Source organism: Pseudomonas sp. MUP55, from assembly GCF_034043515.1.
Taxonomy (GTDB): Bacteria; Pseudomonadota; Gammaproteobacteria; order Pseudomonadales; family Pseudomonadaceae; genus Aquipseudomonas.
Genome location: NZ_CP138214.1, coordinates 3,800,902 through 3,815,060, shown reverse-complemented (window position 1 = coordinate 3,815,060; position 14,159 = coordinate 3,800,902). Strand labels below are relative to the sequence as shown.

General features: G+C 58.8%; 14 protein-coding genes and 1 tRNA gene. 11 read left to right on the top strand and 4 right to left on the bottom strand.

Annotated elements, in window-relative coordinates; genetic code table 11:
- The first annotated feature begins 27 nt into the window (after positions 1–27).
- Entirely contained in the window at positions 28–348 is a 321-nt protein-coding gene (locus tag SC318_RS17080; protein ID WP_320427749.1) for an I78 family peptidase inhibitor, read from the top strand.
- Between the two features lie 72 nt (positions 349–420).
- Here SC318_RS17080 and SC318_RS17075 read toward each other — a convergent pair whose 3' ends face one another.
- Positions 421–633, bottom strand: a complete 213-nt coding sequence (locus SC318_RS17075) for a cold-shock protein (RefSeq protein ID WP_003234260.1) — start codon at positions 631–633, stop codon at positions 421–423.
- Between the two features lie 289 nt (positions 634–922).
- Entirely contained in the window at positions 923–1,237 is a 315-nt protein-coding gene (locus SC318_RS17070; protein WP_320431252.1) for a hypothetical protein, read from the bottom strand.
- Between the two features lie 367 nt (positions 1,238–1,604).
- On the opposite strand from SC318_RS17070, the gene thrS reads away from it, so the two are divergent.
- From thrS to SC318_RS17025, 9 genes are all read left to right on the top strand, one after another.
- The gene (gene thrS / locus SC318_RS17065) at positions 1,605–3,527 is read left to right on the top strand and encodes a threonine--tRNA ligase (protein WP_320427748.1); all 1,923 of its coding nucleotides are present in this window, start codon (positions 1,605–1,607) and stop codon (positions 3,525–3,527) included.
- Positions 3,527–4,078, top strand: coding sequence for a translation initiation factor IF-3 (gene infC, locus SC318_RS17060; protein WP_015884933.1), 552 nt, complete (start codon positions 3,527–3,529; stop codon positions 4,076–4,078). The genes thrS and infC overlap by 1 nt, the downstream gene beginning before the upstream one ends.
- A 60-nt stretch (positions 4,079–4,138) precedes the next feature.
- Positions 4,139–4,333, top strand: a complete 195-nt coding sequence (gene rpmI, locus SC318_RS17055; protein ID WP_002553160.1) for a 50S ribosomal protein L35 — start codon at positions 4,139–4,141, stop codon at positions 4,331–4,333.
- A gap of 30 nt (positions 4,334–4,363) precedes the next feature.
- Positions 4,364–4,720 (top strand): 50S ribosomal protein L20, encoded by a 357-nt coding sequence (rplT, locus tag SC318_RS17050; RefSeq protein ID WP_005789679.1) that lies wholly within the window; start codon positions 4,364–4,366, stop codon positions 4,718–4,720.
- Between the two features lie 109 nt (positions 4,721–4,829).
- On the top strand, positions 4,830–5,846 hold the full coding sequence (pheS, locus tag SC318_RS17045) for a phenylalanine--tRNA ligase subunit alpha (protein ID WP_034099107.1): 1,017 nt from the start codon (positions 4,830–4,832) through the stop codon (positions 5,844–5,846).
- Positions 5,847–5,872: 26 nt separating this feature from the next.
- Positions 5,873–8,251: a phenylalanine--tRNA ligase subunit beta gene (pheT, locus tag SC318_RS17040; RefSeq protein WP_320427747.1), complete on the top strand. Its 2,379-nt coding sequence runs from the start codon at positions 5,873–5,875 to the stop codon at positions 8,249–8,251.
- Between the two features lie 3 nt (positions 8,252–8,254).
- Entirely contained in the window at positions 8,255–8,557 is a 303-nt protein-coding gene (gene ihfA, locus SC318_RS17035; protein ID WP_002553164.1) for an integration host factor subunit alpha, read from the top strand.
- A complete protein-coding gene (locus SC318_RS17030; protein ID WP_003174972.1) occupies positions 8,538–8,894 on the top strand; it encodes a MerR family transcriptional regulator in 357 nt (118 codons plus the stop codon). Before ihfA ends, SC318_RS17030 begins: the two co-directional genes overlap by 20 nt.
- A 90-nt stretch (positions 8,895–8,984) precedes the next feature.
- A tRNA-Pro gene (locus tag SC318_RS17025) sits at positions 8,985–9,061 on the top strand.
- A gap of 113 nt (positions 9,062–9,174) precedes the next feature.
- Here the strand turns inward: SC318_RS17025 and SC318_RS17020 are convergent.
- Positions 9,175–10,518, bottom strand: a complete 1,344-nt coding sequence (locus SC318_RS17020) for an LLM class flavin-dependent oxidoreductase (RefSeq protein WP_320427745.1) — start codon at positions 10,516–10,518, stop codon at positions 9,175–9,177.
- Position 10,519: 1 nt separating this feature from the next.
- Positions 10,520–12,712 carry a TonB-dependent receptor gene (locus SC318_RS17015; RefSeq protein WP_320427744.1) on the bottom strand — a complete coding sequence of 731 codons (2,193 nt, stop codon included), beginning with the start codon at positions 12,710–12,712 and terminating at the stop codon, positions 10,520–10,522.
- Positions 12,713–12,918: 206 nt separating this feature from the next.
- Between SC318_RS17015 and SC318_RS17010 the strand changes: the two genes are divergently transcribed.
- Entirely contained in the window at positions 12,919–13,959 is a 1,041-nt protein-coding gene (locus SC318_RS17010; RefSeq protein WP_320427743.1) for a LacI family DNA-binding transcriptional regulator, read from the top strand.
- Positions 13,960–14,159: the final 200 nt, after the last annotated feature.

The following is a 14,159-nucleotide window of genomic DNA, read 5'->3' as shown; positions in this document are numbered from 1 at the left end:
TGTCCATTTTTTATCATAGGAGGCTTCATGCCTTGGAAGCTCGCATCATTCGGTACTTTGTTGGCAGCACTCGCGTTGGCGGGTTGCAGCACCCCGGGTGCCTCTGAGCCAGGCAAAGATGCCAGCGTGACCGATGCCGGTCATAGCCGCTGTGAGTCGAAGGCCGCCGAGTTCACGATCGGCCAGAAAGCCTCGCCTCAACTGCTGGAGCAGGCGCGTGCGCGTGCCGGTGCGCAGAACGCCCGTATCCTCAAGCCCAATGACATGATCACGCTGGAATACCGGTCCGACCGCTTGAACCTGAACACCGACGATAATCTGGTGATCACGCGGGTCAACTGCGGCTGATAGCGTCTGGCTTTTGCAGCGCCCATAAAAAACCCCGTCACATGGACGGGGTTTTTTTAGCTCAGCGGAGTATTACTCGCCGCGAACTTGTGCAGCTTGCATACCCTTTTGGCCTTTCTCAGCCACGAAGGAAACGGTTTGGCCTTCTTTCAGGCTTTTGAAACCGTCGCTTTCGATAGCTTTGAAGTGTACGAACAGGTCGTCACCGCCACCTTGAGGAGTGATGAAGCCGAAGCCTTTTTCATCGTTGAACCATTTAACGGTGCCGGTTTGGCGATTAGACATGGTGTATCTCCAAGAAACATATATTTTCAGTAGTGCTGTGCTGCTCAGGCCAACTGGGCACACAGGGCTATCATAGTCGAAATGTTCGGCTTGGGAGCCCCCCCAAGGCATTGTTTGCTAATCAATAGCGTTGCGTTTCGTGCCTGGTTTGCCTGAAAGCCCCGATTTACGGGGCTTTGGTGCGAAATATCAGCTGTTAAAAAAAGCCGTAAAACCTGCATAATTTGTGAGAAACAGCCGTTTTAGGGCTGTTTTTCTGACGAAAAAGACGCCCGATCAGTGAGCGTTCTTACTTTTTCTTCACGACTTTGCAGGACGAAATTGCCGCGACCGCTTTGTTTTTAAGCTGCGCGCTGGCGTTCTGATTGGTCATCAATTCCTTGATTTCTGCAGTGCTCAGTTCGGCGTTGATCTTGTCGGCGCCACATTCGCAGTGGGCTTTGGCGGTTTTGACGTCCACGTTCTGGCTGGCCGCGGCGCTGCAGTCGTTGACGAAGGCGTCACGAGCGCCGGCAGGCCAGTTCGATGGGGCCGCGGCTTGCGCGCCGAGCGAAAGGAATGCCAGGGAAGCGGCGAGGGCGATTGTCGAGGTAAAACGCATCATGGGATGCTCCTTTGGGTCGGGGACGAACGGCGATTCTCGGGGTGTTTGAGGCGTGGCGTACAGCTCAAGTTCACTTTTGCCGCCATAAAGCATGGAATTTGCTTTTACCGCAGGCTGCGTCGGCGCGATGACCGTTCATCTGTGCTAGCATCCTGGGCTTGGCTTTTTCCAGGTGTGCCATTTGCCGCCTTGCCAGGTTCTTTTTTTGTTCAATCCAGTCACTCTGGTTCGATTATCGGTTGGCCGAAAGGCTCCTGCCGCTGTAAGGCAGGCGTTCAGCATTGAGCGGCCTGGTGTTGGATCTTGTACTGGCTCATCCCAACCCACGTGACCTTTGGTAGGGGTCACCACTAGGAGAGGAGGCGCCATGCCAACTATTACTCTACCCGACGGCAGTCAACGTTCGTTCGATCATCCGGTTTCCGTAGCCGAGGTCGCCGCATCCATTGGTGCAGGCCTGGCCAAGGCCACCGTGGCCGGCAAGGTCGACGGCAAGCTGGTCGATGCCAGTGACCTGGTCACCTCCGATGCCACCCTGCAGATCATCACGCCCAAGGATCAAGAGGGGCTGGAGATCATTCGCCACTCTTGTGCGCACCTGATTGGCCATGCGGTCAAGCAGCTGTACCCCACCGCAAAAATGGTGATTGGCCCGGTCATCGACGAAGGCTTCTATTACGACATCGCCTATGAGCGTCCTTTCACGCCAGACGATCTGGCGGCGATCGAGCAGCGCATGCACGCGCTGATCGAAAAAGATTACGACGTCATCAAGAAAGTCACGCCGCGTGCCGAAGTGATCGATGTATTCACCGCCCGTGGCGAAGACTACAAGCTGCGTCTGGTGGAAGACATGCCGGACGAGCAGGCCATGGGCCTGTACTACCACGAAGAATATGTCGACATGTGCCGTGGCCCGCACGTGCCGAACACACGTTTTCTCAAGTCCTTCAAGTTGACCAAATTGTCCGGCGCCTACTGGCGCGGTGATGCGAAGAACGAGCAACTGCAACGGATCTACGGCACTGCCTGGGCTGACAAGAAACAGCTGGCCGCCTATATCCAGCGTATTGAAGAAGCCGAAAAGCGCGACCATCGCAAGATCGGCAAGCGTCTGAACCTGTTCCACCTCCAGGAAGAAGCGCCGGGCATGGTGTTCTGGCACCCGAACGGCTGGACCCTGTACCAGGTGCTCGAGCAGTACATGCGCAAGGTTCAGCGTGAAAACGGTTACCTTGAGATCAAGACCCCGCAGGTCGTTGATCGCAGCCTGTGGGAGAAGTCCGGGCACTGGGCCAACTACGCCGACAATATGTTCACCACCCAGTCGGAAAACCGCGACTACGCCATCAAGCCGATGAACTGCCCTTGCCACGTGCAGGTGTTCAACCAGGGCCTGAAAAGCTACCGCGAGTTGCCAATGCGTCTGGCCGAGTTCGGTGCCTGCCACCGCAACGAGCCATCGGGTGCGCTGCACGGCATCATGCGTGTACGCGGCTTTACCCAGGACGACGCGCATATCTTCTGTACTGAAGAACAGATGCAGGCTGAATCCGCCGCGTTCATCAAGTTGACCATGGACGTTTACCGCGATTTCGGTTTTACCGAAGTCGAAATGAAGCTGTCCACTCGTCCGGAAAAGCGTGTTGGCTCCGACGAGCTCTGGGATCGCGCCGAAGCTGCACTGGCCGCAGCGCTCGACAGTGCGGGCCTTGCGTACGATCTGCAACCGGGAGAGGGGGCGTTTTACGGTCCCAAGATCGAGTTCTCGCTGAAAGATTGCCTTGGCCGCGTCTGGCAGTGTGGTACCCTGCAGCTCGATTTTAACCTGCCGATCCGTCTGGGAGCCGAATACGTCTCCGAAGACAACAGCCGTAAACACCCGGTTATGCTGCACCGGGCGATCCTCGGCTCGTTCGAACGGTTCGTCGGAATCCTGATCGAGCACTACGAGGGTGCATTCCCGGCGTGGCTTGCTCCGACTCAGGCAGTGATCATGAACATCACTGATAAACAGGCAGATTTTGCCGCCGAGGTTGAAAAAACACTCAACGAAAGCGGATTTCGTGCCAAGTCCGACTTGAGAAATGAAAAGATCGGCTTTAAAATCCGTGAGCATACTTTGCTCAAGGTTCCCTATCTTTTGGTTATTGGAGATCGGGAAGTCGAGATGCAGACTGTCGCTGTGCGTACTCGTGAAGGTGCTGACCTGGGCTCGATGCCCGTCGCCCAGTTCGCTGAGTTCCTCGCGCAAGCGGTTTCCCGGCGTGGTCGCCCAGATTCGGAGTAATTATTATTAAGCGTGAAATGAGACAAGATAAACGAGCTGCACCGAAAGCCCCGATCAACGAGAATATCTCGGCACGCGAGGTTCGGTTAATTGGCGCTGATGGCGAGCAGATTGGCATCGTCTCGATTGATGAAGCGCTTCGTATTGCAGAAGAGTCCAAGCTGGACCTGGTGGAAATTTCCGCCGATGCAATCCCACCCGTTTGCCGGGTGATGGACTACGGCAAGTCGATCTTCGAGAAGAAGAAACAGGTTGCCGCAGCGAAGAAGAACCAGAAGCAGATTCAAGTAAAAGAAATCAAGTTTCGTCCAGGGACGGAGGAAGGGGATTACCAGGTAAAACTGCGCAACCTGGTACGTTTCCTGAGTGATGGGGACAGGGCCAAGGTATCCTTGCGATTCCGCGGCCGTGAGATGGCCCACCAGGAGCTGGGGATGGAACTCCTCAAGCGGGTTGAAGCTGACCTGCTCGAGTACGGTTCGGTCGAACAGCATCCTAAGATGGAAGGACGCCAACTGATCATGGTCATCGCCCCGAAAAAGAAGAAGTAATCAACAGGGCACGGCAGGCCTTCTGATTATGTTTATCAACTGAATGCGGAGTATCCGAACATGCCAAAGATGAAGACTAAAAGTGGTGCTGCTAAGCGGTTTCTGAAAACTGCTAACGGTATCAAGCACAAGCACGCTTTCAAGAGCCACATCCTGACCAAAATGTCGACCAAGCGTAAGCGTCAACTGCGCGGTAGCAGCTTGCTGCATCCGTCTGACGTGGCAAAAGTCGAGCGCATGCTGCGCCTTCGTTAATTTTTGGATCAAGAATAGAGGAAGTAACTCATGGCTCGTGTAAAGCGTGGCGTCATTGCCCGTAAGCGTCACAAAAAAATTCTGAAACTTGCTAAAGGCTACTACGGCGCGCGTTCACGCGTATTCCGTGTTGCCAAGCAAGCGGTAATCAAGGCAGGCCAATACGCCTACCGTGACCGTCGTCAGAAAAAACGTCAGTTCCGCGCTCTGTGGATCGCTCGTATCAACGCTGGTGCACGTGTTAACGGTCTGTCCTACAGCCGTTTCATCGCTGGCCTGAAAAAAGCGTCCATCGAAATCGACCGTAAGGTTCTGGCTGAACTGGCCGTGAACGAAAAAGCGGTGTTTGCTGCGATTGTCGAGAAAGCTAAAGCCTCCTTGGCTTAAGTACCCCCGACAGTCACCCTGGGTTACGCCTGTAGCCCACGGTGGTAAACGTCATAAATAGGGGAAGAGCCTTCAAGCTCTTCCCCTATTTTGTATCTGGAGTCTGTACATGGAAAACCTGGACGCGCTCGTCGCTCAAGCTCTTGAGGCTGTGCAAAGCGCTGAAGATATCAATGCCCTGGAGCAAATCCGGGTTCACTACCTTGGCAAAAAGGGCGAATTGACTCAGGTGATGAAGACCCTGGGGAATTTGCCGGCAGAAGAGCGTCCGCAGGTCGGTGCGCTGATCAACGTTGCCAAGGAGCGCGTCACCGAGGTTCTCAATGCGCGCAAGGCGTCGCTCGAGGAGGCCGATCTTGCGGCCAAGCTCGCCGCCGAGTCCATTGATGTGACCTTGCCTGGCCGTGGCCAGGCGTCGGGCGGTCTGCATCCGATCACTCGGACTCTGGAGCGTATCGAACAGTTCTTCACCCACATTGGCTACGGCATTGCCGAGGGCCCTGAGGTCGAAGACGACTATCACAACTTCGAGGCGCTCAACATCCCAGGCCATCACCCGGCCCGGTCGATGCACGACACCTTTTATTTCAACGCGAACATGTTGCTGCGCACCCATACCTCGCCGGTACAGGTCCGCACCATGGAAGCGAACAAGCCGCCGATCCGCATCGTCTGCCCAGGCCGTGTGTACCGTAGCGACTCCGATATCACCCACTCGCCGATGTTCCACCAGGTCGAAGGCCTGCTGGTTGATCGCGACATCAATTTCGCCGACCTCAAAGGCACCATCGAAGAGTTCCTGCGGGTGTTCTTCGAAAAAGAACTGGCGGTGCGTTTCCGTCCGTCCTTCTTCCCATTCACCGAGCCGTCCGCTGAAGTCGATATGGAATGCGTGATGTGCAGCGGTAAAGGCTGCCGCGTGTGCAAGCAGACCGGCTGGCTGGAAGTGATGGGCTGCGGCATGGTTCACCCCAACGTGCTGCGCATGTCCGGGATCGACCCGGAAGAATTTTCGGGCTTTGCCTTCGGCATGGGCGTTGAGCGTCTGGCCATGCTGCGTTACGGCGTGAACGACTTGCGTCTGTTCTTCGACAACGACTTGCGGTTCCTCGCGCAATTTCGCTAGTCGTAACGAATCTTTAGGAGAGCAGGATGAAATTCAGTGAACAATGGCTGCGTGGCTGGGTAAGCCCGCAGGTAGAGCGCGACGAGTTGGTTGCCCGTCTGTCGATGGCCGGTCTTGAGGTCGATAGCGTCACCCCGGCCGCCGGTGTATTCAGTGGTGTGGTAGTGGGCGAGGTGCTGAGCACCGAGCAGCACCCGGATGCCGACAAATTGCGTGTGTGCCAGGTCAGCAATGGCGCGGAGACTTTCCAGGTCGTGTGCGGAGCGCCCAATGTGCGCCCGGGCCTGAAGATTCCGTTCGCCATGATCGGTGCCGAACTACCAGGCGACTTCAAGATCAAGAAGGCCAAGCTGCGCGGCGTTGAGTCCAACGGCATGCTGTGCTCCCAGGCGGAGCTGCAGGTCGGCGAGGGCAACGACGGCTTGATGGAGCTGCCGGCCGACGCGCCGGTAGGCCAGGACATTCGTGTCTACCTGGAACTGGAAGATGCCAGCATCGAGGTCGACCTGACCCCGAACCGTGGCGACTGCCTGTCCCTGGCGGGTCTGGCCCGTGAAGTGGGCGCGCTGTACAACGTTCCTGTCACCCGTCCAGTGGTTGCCAGCGTGCCAGCCGTGCACGATGAGGTGCGCTCGGTTGAAGTACTGGCGCCAAACGCCTGCCCACGTTACCTGGGACGCGTTATCCGTAACGTCGATCTGTCCAAACCTACCCCGCTGTGGATGGTTGAGCGCCTGCGCCGTGCCGACGTGCGCAGCATCGATGCGGCCGTCGATATCACCAACTATGTGATGTTGGAGCTGGGCCAACCGCTGCACGCGTTCGACCTTGCCGAAATCAATGGCGGCATCCGCGTGCGCATGGCCGAAGAAGGCGAGAAGCTGGTACTGCTCGACGGCCAGGAAGTCAGCCTGCGTGCAGACACCCTGGTTATCGCCGACCATGCCCGCGCCCTGGCCATCGCCGGCGTGATGGGCGGCGAGCACAGCGGTGTGTCCGCGACCACTCGCGACGTATTCCTTGAAAGCGCATTCTTCGACCAGATCGCCATCGCCGGCAAGGCCCGTTCCTACGGCCTGCACACCGATGCATCGCACCGCTATGAGCGCGGCGTAGACTGGAAGCTCGCCCGTGAAGCCATGGAGCGCGCCACCGGCCTGCTGCTGGAAATCACCGGTGGCGAAGCCGGCCCGATCACCGAAACCGTCAACGAACAGTTCCTGCCGTCCATTGCGCCGATCACGCTGCGTGCCAAAAGCGTTGAGCAAATGCTCGGCCTGGTGATCGAGCCTGCCCAGATCGAGCAACTGCTGTCGGCCCTCGGCCTGGCCATCTCCGCCGGTGGGGAAGGGCAGTGGCACGTTGAAGTACCAAGCCATCGTTTCGATATCAGCCTGGAAGTCGACCTGATCGAAGAACTGGCGCGCTTGTACGGTTACAACCGCCTGCCGGTTCGCTACCCGCAAGCGCGTCTTGCACCGCAACCCAAGGCCGAAGCGCGTGCGCACCTGCCTGAGCTGCGTCGCCTGCTGGTTGCTCGTGGCTATCAGGAAGCCGTGACTTACAGCTTCATCGATCCAAAGCAGTTCGAGCTGTTCAACCCAGGCGTTGAGCCTTTGTTGCTGGCCAACCCCATTTCCAACGACATGGCGGCCATGCGTTCGTCGCTGTGGCCAGGCTTGGTCAAGGCGCTGTCTCACAACCTGAACCGCCAGCAAGACCGCGTGCGCATGTTCGAAAGCGGCCTGCGCTTTGTGGGTCAACTCGATGGCTTGAAGCAAGAGCCCATGCTGGCCGGTGTGGTCTGCGGTAGCCGCCTGCCGGAAGGCTGGGCACAGGGCCGCGACGCCGTGGACTTCTTTGACGTCAAGGCTGACGTGGAAGCGGTGCTGGGCTTCGCCGGTGCGCTGGACGCCTTCACATTCCTGCCCGGTAAACACCCTGCGCTGCACCCAGGCCAGACTGCCCGCATCGAGCGCGAAGGTCGTTTGGTCGGCTTTGTCGGCGCCATTCACCCGGAACTGTCGAAAACCCTGGGTCTGGATCGACCCGTCTTCGTTTTCGAACTGGTCCTGGCTGAAGTTGCGTCGGGCAAGATGCCTAAATTCAGCGAGTTGTCGCGCTTCCCTGAAGTGCGTCGTGACCTGGCCCTGATCGCCGATCGTGAAGTCGCCGCCACTGCCGTTCTGGATGTAATCCGTGAAAATGCAGGGGAATGGCTGACAGACCTCAGGCTATTTGACGTCTATCAGGGTAAAGGCATTGATCCGCATAGAAAAAGCCTTGCGGTTGGCTTGACCTGGCAGCATCCATCGCGCACTCTTAATGACGATGAGGTGAATACCACGACACAAAATATCCTCACCTCGCTCGAACAAAGGTTGAACGCCACGTTAAGGAAGTGACGTATGGGGGCTTTGACGAAAGCTGAGATGGCGGAACGTCTGTACGAAGAGCTGGGTCTGAACAAGCGCGAGGCCAAGGAATTGGTCGAGCTGTTTTTTGAAGAGATCCGGCACGCTTTGGAAGACAACGAACAGGTCAAATTGTCCGGTTTCGGCAATTTTGACCTGCGGGACAAACGCCAGCGGCCTGGCCGCAATCCAAAAACGGGAGAAGAAATCCCGATCACGGCTCGCCGTGTGGTCACCTTTCGTCCAGGGCAGAAGTTGAAGGCCCGAGTTGAGGCTTATGCTGGAACCAAGTCATAACGACGAACTACCCGTCATCCCGGGCAAACGCTACTTCACCATCGGTGAAGTCAGCGAGCTGTGTGCGGTAAAACCGCACGTGCTGCGCTACTGGGAGCAGGAGTTTCCTCAACTCAACCCCGTCAAACGTACTGGGAACCGTCGGTATTATCAGCGCCAGGACGTGCTGATGATCCGACAGATCCGCGCATTGCTGTACGACCAGGGGTTCACCATCAGCGGCGCGCGCCAGCGCATGTCCGGTGATGAAGCCAAAGACGACACCACCCAATACAAGCAACTGATCCGCCAGATGATCTCCGAACTCGAAGATGTGCTGGTGGTATTGAAGAAGTGATTCAGGCTTTAAAAATACTTCCACATTTCAAAAGCTTGCGGTATATTCCGGTTCGCTTCGTCAAGAAGCAAACCCAGTAACACGCCTAGTCGGGGCGTAGCGCAGTCCGGTAGCGCACTAGCATGGGGTGCTAGGGGTCGAGTGTTCGAATCACTCCGTCCCGACCATATTCACTGAGTAAAATCAGACAATTGAGCCGATCAGGTAGATCGGCTTTTTTGTGCCTGCGATTTCGACCCCCCCAAGTCAAACGCACCGCGAAATATTCTGAGCCTCATCATTAAACGAGCCTCTCCAAACCCACCCCCACAAACCGATTCCCCGGCCGAACCAACCCCAGATTCTCCCGCAAAGTACTGCCACTGTATTCCCGTCGAAACACCCCACGCCGTTGCAGCTCAGGCACCACCCACCGAGCCACATCCTCCAGCCCGCCTGGCAGGTGCGGCACCAGGATGTTGAAACCATCCGCCGCACCGTGTTCGAACCAATGCTGCATCTCATCCGCGATCTTAACCGGTGTGCCGATCAGGCTGTAATGACCGCGTCCGCCCGCAATCCGCCGCCCCAGTTGTGCCAGTGTCAGGTGTTCGCGCTGGGCCAATGCGCTCAGCAGTTGCTGACGGCTGCGTTGCCCGCTGTCGGTCAGCGGCAGTTCCGGTAGCGGCCCATCGAGTGGGTAGCCGGACAGGTCGAAATTACCCAGCATGCGTCCCAGCAGGGCGACGCCCACCTGTGGTTCCACCAGGTTTTGGAAGGCCTCGAACTTGGCCTGTGCCTCGGCCTCGGTCTGCCCGACCACGACAAACACGCCGGGCATGATCAGCAGTGAGTCCGCCGCGCGTCCGTAGCGGCCCAGGCGTCCCTTGAGGTCGCTGTAAAACGCTTGGGCGTTGGCCAATGAGGTTTGTGCGGTAAACACCACTTCGGCGGTTTGCGCGGCCAGTTCTCGGCCGGTTTCCGAGGAGCCGGCCTGTACGATGACGGGTTGGCCCTGGGGGGAGCGCGCCACGTTCAGCGGGCCTTTGACCCGGAAGTGTTCGCCGACGTGGTCGAGCACGTGACGCTTTTCGGGGTCGTAGTAGCGGCCGCTGGCTTTGTCGCGCACGAAGGCGTCGTCGTCCCAGCTGTCCCACAGCCCGGTCACGACCTGGTGAAACTCCCGCGCGCGGCTGTAGCGTTCTTCATGACCCAGGTGCTCTTCGCGGCCGAAATTCAGCGCCTCGGCGGCGTTGTCCGAGGTCACCAGGTTCCAACCTGCGCGCCCGCCGGAGAGGTGGTCCAGCGAGGCGAATTTGCGCGCCACGTGGTAGGGCTCGTTGTAGCTGGTGGTGGCGGTCGCGATCAGGCCGATATGCTCGGTCACGGCGCTGAGGGCCGAGAGCAGGGTCAAAGGTTCGAAATGATCCGAGCGTGCCATCTGGCTGGCGACCTCTCCGGTGGCGGCGGCGATGCTGTCGGCGACGAACAGCGTGTCGAACTTTGCCGCTTGCGCTACCTGCGCCAGGTGCTTGTAGTGGGCGAAATCCAGCCCGGCATTGGCCGGCACATCCGGGTGGCGCCATGCGGCCACGTGGTGCCCGGTGGCCATCAGAAAGGCGCCGAGTTTCAGTTGGCGGCTCATCTTAGAAATCCTTGCGCAGTTGCACGCCGAAGTAACGCTCATCGTCACGGGGCACGGCGCGGTAGATGTAGTTGCCGCCGCTGGCCAGCAGCGGTGAGTAGGATTTGTCGGCGAGGTTCTTCGCCAGCAGCGCCACGCGCCAGCCGTTGGTGTAGTCGGCCAACGCGACGCTGGCGTTCCAGATGCCGTACGCGCCTTGCTTGGTGTCCAGGTTCTGACTGATGTCGTATTGCACTTCGCTCTGCCAGTTGTAGTCGGTGCCCAGTTCGATATCCAGGCCATTGTCCAGCGGGATCGTGTAATCGGCGCGCACGTAGCTTTTCCAATCCGGGCTGTACGGCAGGGGCTTGCCATTCACATTGCAGGTGGCCGCCGCCCCTGGCGGGCAGGCGAATTCATCGATGCGCGCGCGGGTATAGGCCAGGGCGCCGGACAGTTTGAGTTGCTGGGTGGCCTGCAGCGCGTAATCGAGCTCGACGCCTTCGGTGCTGACGCTGCCGGCGTTGATCAGGCGCGTCACCACTTGGCCGGCGACGGTGTCGAAAAAGTTGGCCTGGTAGTTGTCGTAGTCACTGTGGAACACCGCCAGGTTGGTGGTCAGGCGGTTGTTCCAGGCGGTGGCCTTGATCCCGGCTTCCCAGGTGTTGGAGGTTTCCGGCTTGAGCGCCTCGGTGTCGCGCGGCTGCATGTTGAAGAACACGTTGTATGCCGGGCCTTTGTAGCCACGCGAGTAAGTGAGGTAGCTGGTGACGCTGTCGGCAAGGTCGTACTGCACACCGAGCCGGCCGGACCAACCGTCCTCGTCCACCGAACCAGAACTTGCGGTGGTCGGTTGAATGCCGCTGACGGTGGTGGCCGAGGTGGACACGCGACGGTGATCGTACTTCAGGTCGTCGTGGGTGTAGCGCAACCCGGCGATGCCGCGAAAGCGCGAGGTGAAGTTGAGGGTTGTCTCGCCGAACGCCGCGTAGCTGTCGCTGGTGGTGCTGTAGTCGGCGACGCCACGGTCGGTGCGCGCATTGGTGGTCAGGGTGCGTTGATAGGTTTCCTCGTCCTTGCCATGCATGTAGAACAGGCCAGCGACGTATTCGAGGAATTCGCCCTTGGGTGAGGCCAGGCGCAGCTCCTGGGAGTATTGGTCGAACGCCAGCTCGCCCTTGTCGGCGGTGCCGGGAAAGGCAGCGGTGACGGTGCCGAGGCGGTCACCGTCCTGGTACTGGGTGTTGTCCCAGCCGCGCCAGGCGGTGATCGACGTCAGGGTGTAGTCGCCCAGGTTCCAGTCCAGTTGGGCCGACAAGCCTTTGTTGGTGTCTTCGACATGGCTGCGGGTGTCGGTGTTGATGTCACGGTTGTCGTTCGCGGCGCGCACCGGGCTCAAGGCGTTGCTGAAAGCCGGGCTCAGGGACTTGCTGACCACGCCGTTGGGCGCGTCATCGTGGGACTGCATGTAGTCGGCGATCAGGGTCAGCTTCACGTCGTCATTGGGCGTGAACTCGAGCTTGCCGCGAATACCTTTGTGGTTGTAGCCGTTGACCTCTTGGCCGTTGTGCCGGTTGTCGACATTGCCGTCATAACTGCCGAACAGGGTACTGATTGAGCCCTTGAGCACCTCCGGCACCAGGCTGCCACCGATGCCGAAGCGGGTACGGCTTTCATTGCCGCTGTAGAACGACTGATCGATAAAACCGTGGGTGTCGGCCGTCGGCGCCTTGCTGGTGATGTTCAGCACACCGGCCGACGCGTTCTTGCCGAACAGCGTGCCTTGCGGGCCGCGCAGCACTTCGATGCGCTCCAGGTCCAGCAGGTCGAGGGTGGCCTGGCCGGGGCGCGCATACACCACGCCGTCGATCACCGTGGCCACGGTCGGTTCTACGCCGGGGGAGGTGGAAATGGTACCCACGCCGCGCACGAACAATGAGGTGTCCTTGTTTGAGGCGCCGGTGCGGAAATTCAGCGACGGCACTTGCTGCGCAATGCTCGCCACACCGTTGCGGTTGTCCCGCTCCAGTTGTTCGCCGTCGAGCACCGAGACCGCCACCGGCACTTTCTGCAATGACTCTTCACGCCGGGTGGCGGTGACCGTCACCGCTTCGAGCGTAGGTTGCTGTTCGTCGCCAGCGTAGGCGCCGGGGGCGGGAAGGGCGCTCAGGCCAGCCAGAAGCAGTAAGGATGTGTGCCGTGGAAAGTTGTGCATAGAGTGCCCGCTCGAAAAAAAGCCCTGGTCCGCTGCGGTTCTGCGACCGTCAGCGCCTGTGTAATGTCATGGGCATTCGCTCGAGCGAGTAGCTGACAATGCGCCTTGGTAGCGCTAACATCGGTATTATTGAAGGCGCCGATTTAGAGCGTCAAATACTAATAAATTAGTTTTATATTCTTTTTGGTTTTTAGCAGGATCATTCCGTGGACCCAGTAAAACCGCGCAAACGTCGTGGCGCCGGCCGCGTCACCCTCAACACCGTAGCGCGCCAGGCCGGGGTGTCGGCGATCACCGTGTCGCGTTATTTCAACCAGCCGGAGCAGGTTTCGCCCGAACGCCGCGAGCGTATCGCCCAGGTTGTCGCGCAACTGGGCTATGTGCCAAACCTGGTGGCCGGTGGCCTGGCCTCCGCACGGGGCCGGATCGTGGCGATGGTGATCCCGAATATCTCGGGGCCGATCTTTGCCAACACCCTGCAGGGTTTCAGCGACACCCTCAGCCGCCATGGCTACCAGCTGTTATTGGCGTCCAGCTATTTCAGCGTCGAGCAAGAAGAAAGTGCGGTGCGTGCGTTTCTCGGGTGGTCGCCGGCGGCATTGGTCCTCACCAGCCGCTTTCACAGTGCAGGCACCGAAAAGATGATCGCCGAGGCGCAGATTCCGGTGGTGGAAACCTGGGACTACGTGCCGCAGCGCGAGCCGCTGCAGGTGGGGTTTTCCCACTATGAAGTCGGCGTCACGGCCGCGCATTACCTGCATGGCAAGGGGTATCGGCGCATGGCCTTCGTGCAAAACAGCGCGGCCGGGGACTTCAGCGCGCTTGAGCGGCGCGATGGGTTTATCGCGACCCTCAACGAACTCGGCGTGCCACGCTGGGTGTTCGCCCCGGACGCCGACCGCGCGCCCTTCGAAGCCGGCAAACAGGCCATGGAAGCGCTGATGAGCCAGGCCCTGAAACCCGACGCCATCTTTTTTGCCAATGACAACCTGGCCGCCGGCGGGCTGCTGGCCGGGCAGCGCGCAGGGTTGAGCATCCCTGAGGATTGCGCGGTGCTGGGCTTTGGCGACTACCCGTTTGCGCAGATGTTGCTGCCCAGCCTCAGCACCATCCAGCCGCCTGCCCTGGAGATCGGGGTATTAGCCGCCACGCGTGTTCTGGAAAGTTTGGGTGTATTACCGGTCGAGGGCGAAGTTGAGCGCCTGAATCTTTTGCACTGCCGGTTAATTGAACGAGAAAGTGCCTGAGCAACTAATAGGTATGGCTAATTGCAACTAGTGGCTTTTGGCTGCCAGCGCTCTAAATCAGTGCATTCAGCAATGTTTTGTATTTTTATTCCCCATCTTCAGGAACTAGAGCTATAACTTCCAGTCGATACCCCCGGCTAATTCCTGCCAGGGCAATGGCGAACTAATGGCATTGTTCGGTAGTTTCAAATAGCCATACT

What these genes read in the sequence shown, in the direction of transcription:
- rpmI (WP_002553160.1), top strand. Translation starts at nt 4,139, where the DNA reads ATGCCAAAGATGAAGACTAAAAGTGGTGCTGCTAAGCGGTTTCTGAAA.
- ihfA (WP_002553164.1), top strand. Translation starts at nt 8,255, where the DNA reads ATGGGGGCTTTGACGAAAGCTGAGATGGCGGAACGTCTGTACGAAGAG.
- rplT (WP_005789679.1), top strand. Translation starts at nt 4,364, where the DNA reads ATGGCTCGTGTAAAGCGTGGCGTCATTGCCCGTAAGCGTCACAAAAAA.
- SC318_RS17075 (WP_003234260.1), bottom strand. Translation starts at nt 633, where the DNA reads ATGTCTAATCGCCAAACCGGCACCGTTAAATGGTTCAACGATGAAAAA.
- SC318_RS17030 (WP_003174972.1), top strand. Translation starts at nt 8,538, where the DNA reads ATGCTGGAACCAAGTCATAACGACGAACTACCCGTCATCCCGGGCAAA.
- SC318_RS17020 (WP_320427745.1), bottom strand. Translation starts at nt 10,518, where the DNA reads ATGAGCCGCCAACTGAAACTCGGCGCCTTTCTGATGGCCACCGGGCAC.
- SC318_RS17080 (WP_320427749.1), top strand. Translation starts at nt 28, where the DNA reads ATGCCTTGGAAGCTCGCATCATTCGGTACTTTGTTGGCAGCACTCGCG.
- pheS (WP_034099107.1), top strand. Translation starts at nt 4,830, where the DNA reads ATGGAAAACCTGGACGCGCTCGTCGCTCAAGCTCTTGAGGCTGTGCAA.
- SC318_RS17070 (WP_320431252.1), bottom strand. Translation starts at nt 1,237, where the DNA reads ATGATGCGTTTTACCTCGACAATCGCCCTCGCCGCTTCCCTGGCATTC.
- thrS (WP_320427748.1), top strand. Translation starts at nt 1,605, where the DNA reads ATGCCAACTATTACTCTACCCGACGGCAGTCAACGTTCGTTCGATCAT.
- pheT (WP_320427747.1), top strand. Translation starts at nt 5,873, where the DNA reads ATGAAATTCAGTGAACAATGGCTGCGTGGCTGGGTAAGCCCGCAGGTA.
- SC318_RS17015 (WP_320427744.1), bottom strand. Translation starts at nt 12,712, where the DNA reads ATGCACAACTTTCCACGGCACACATCCTTACTGCTTCTGGCTGGCCTG.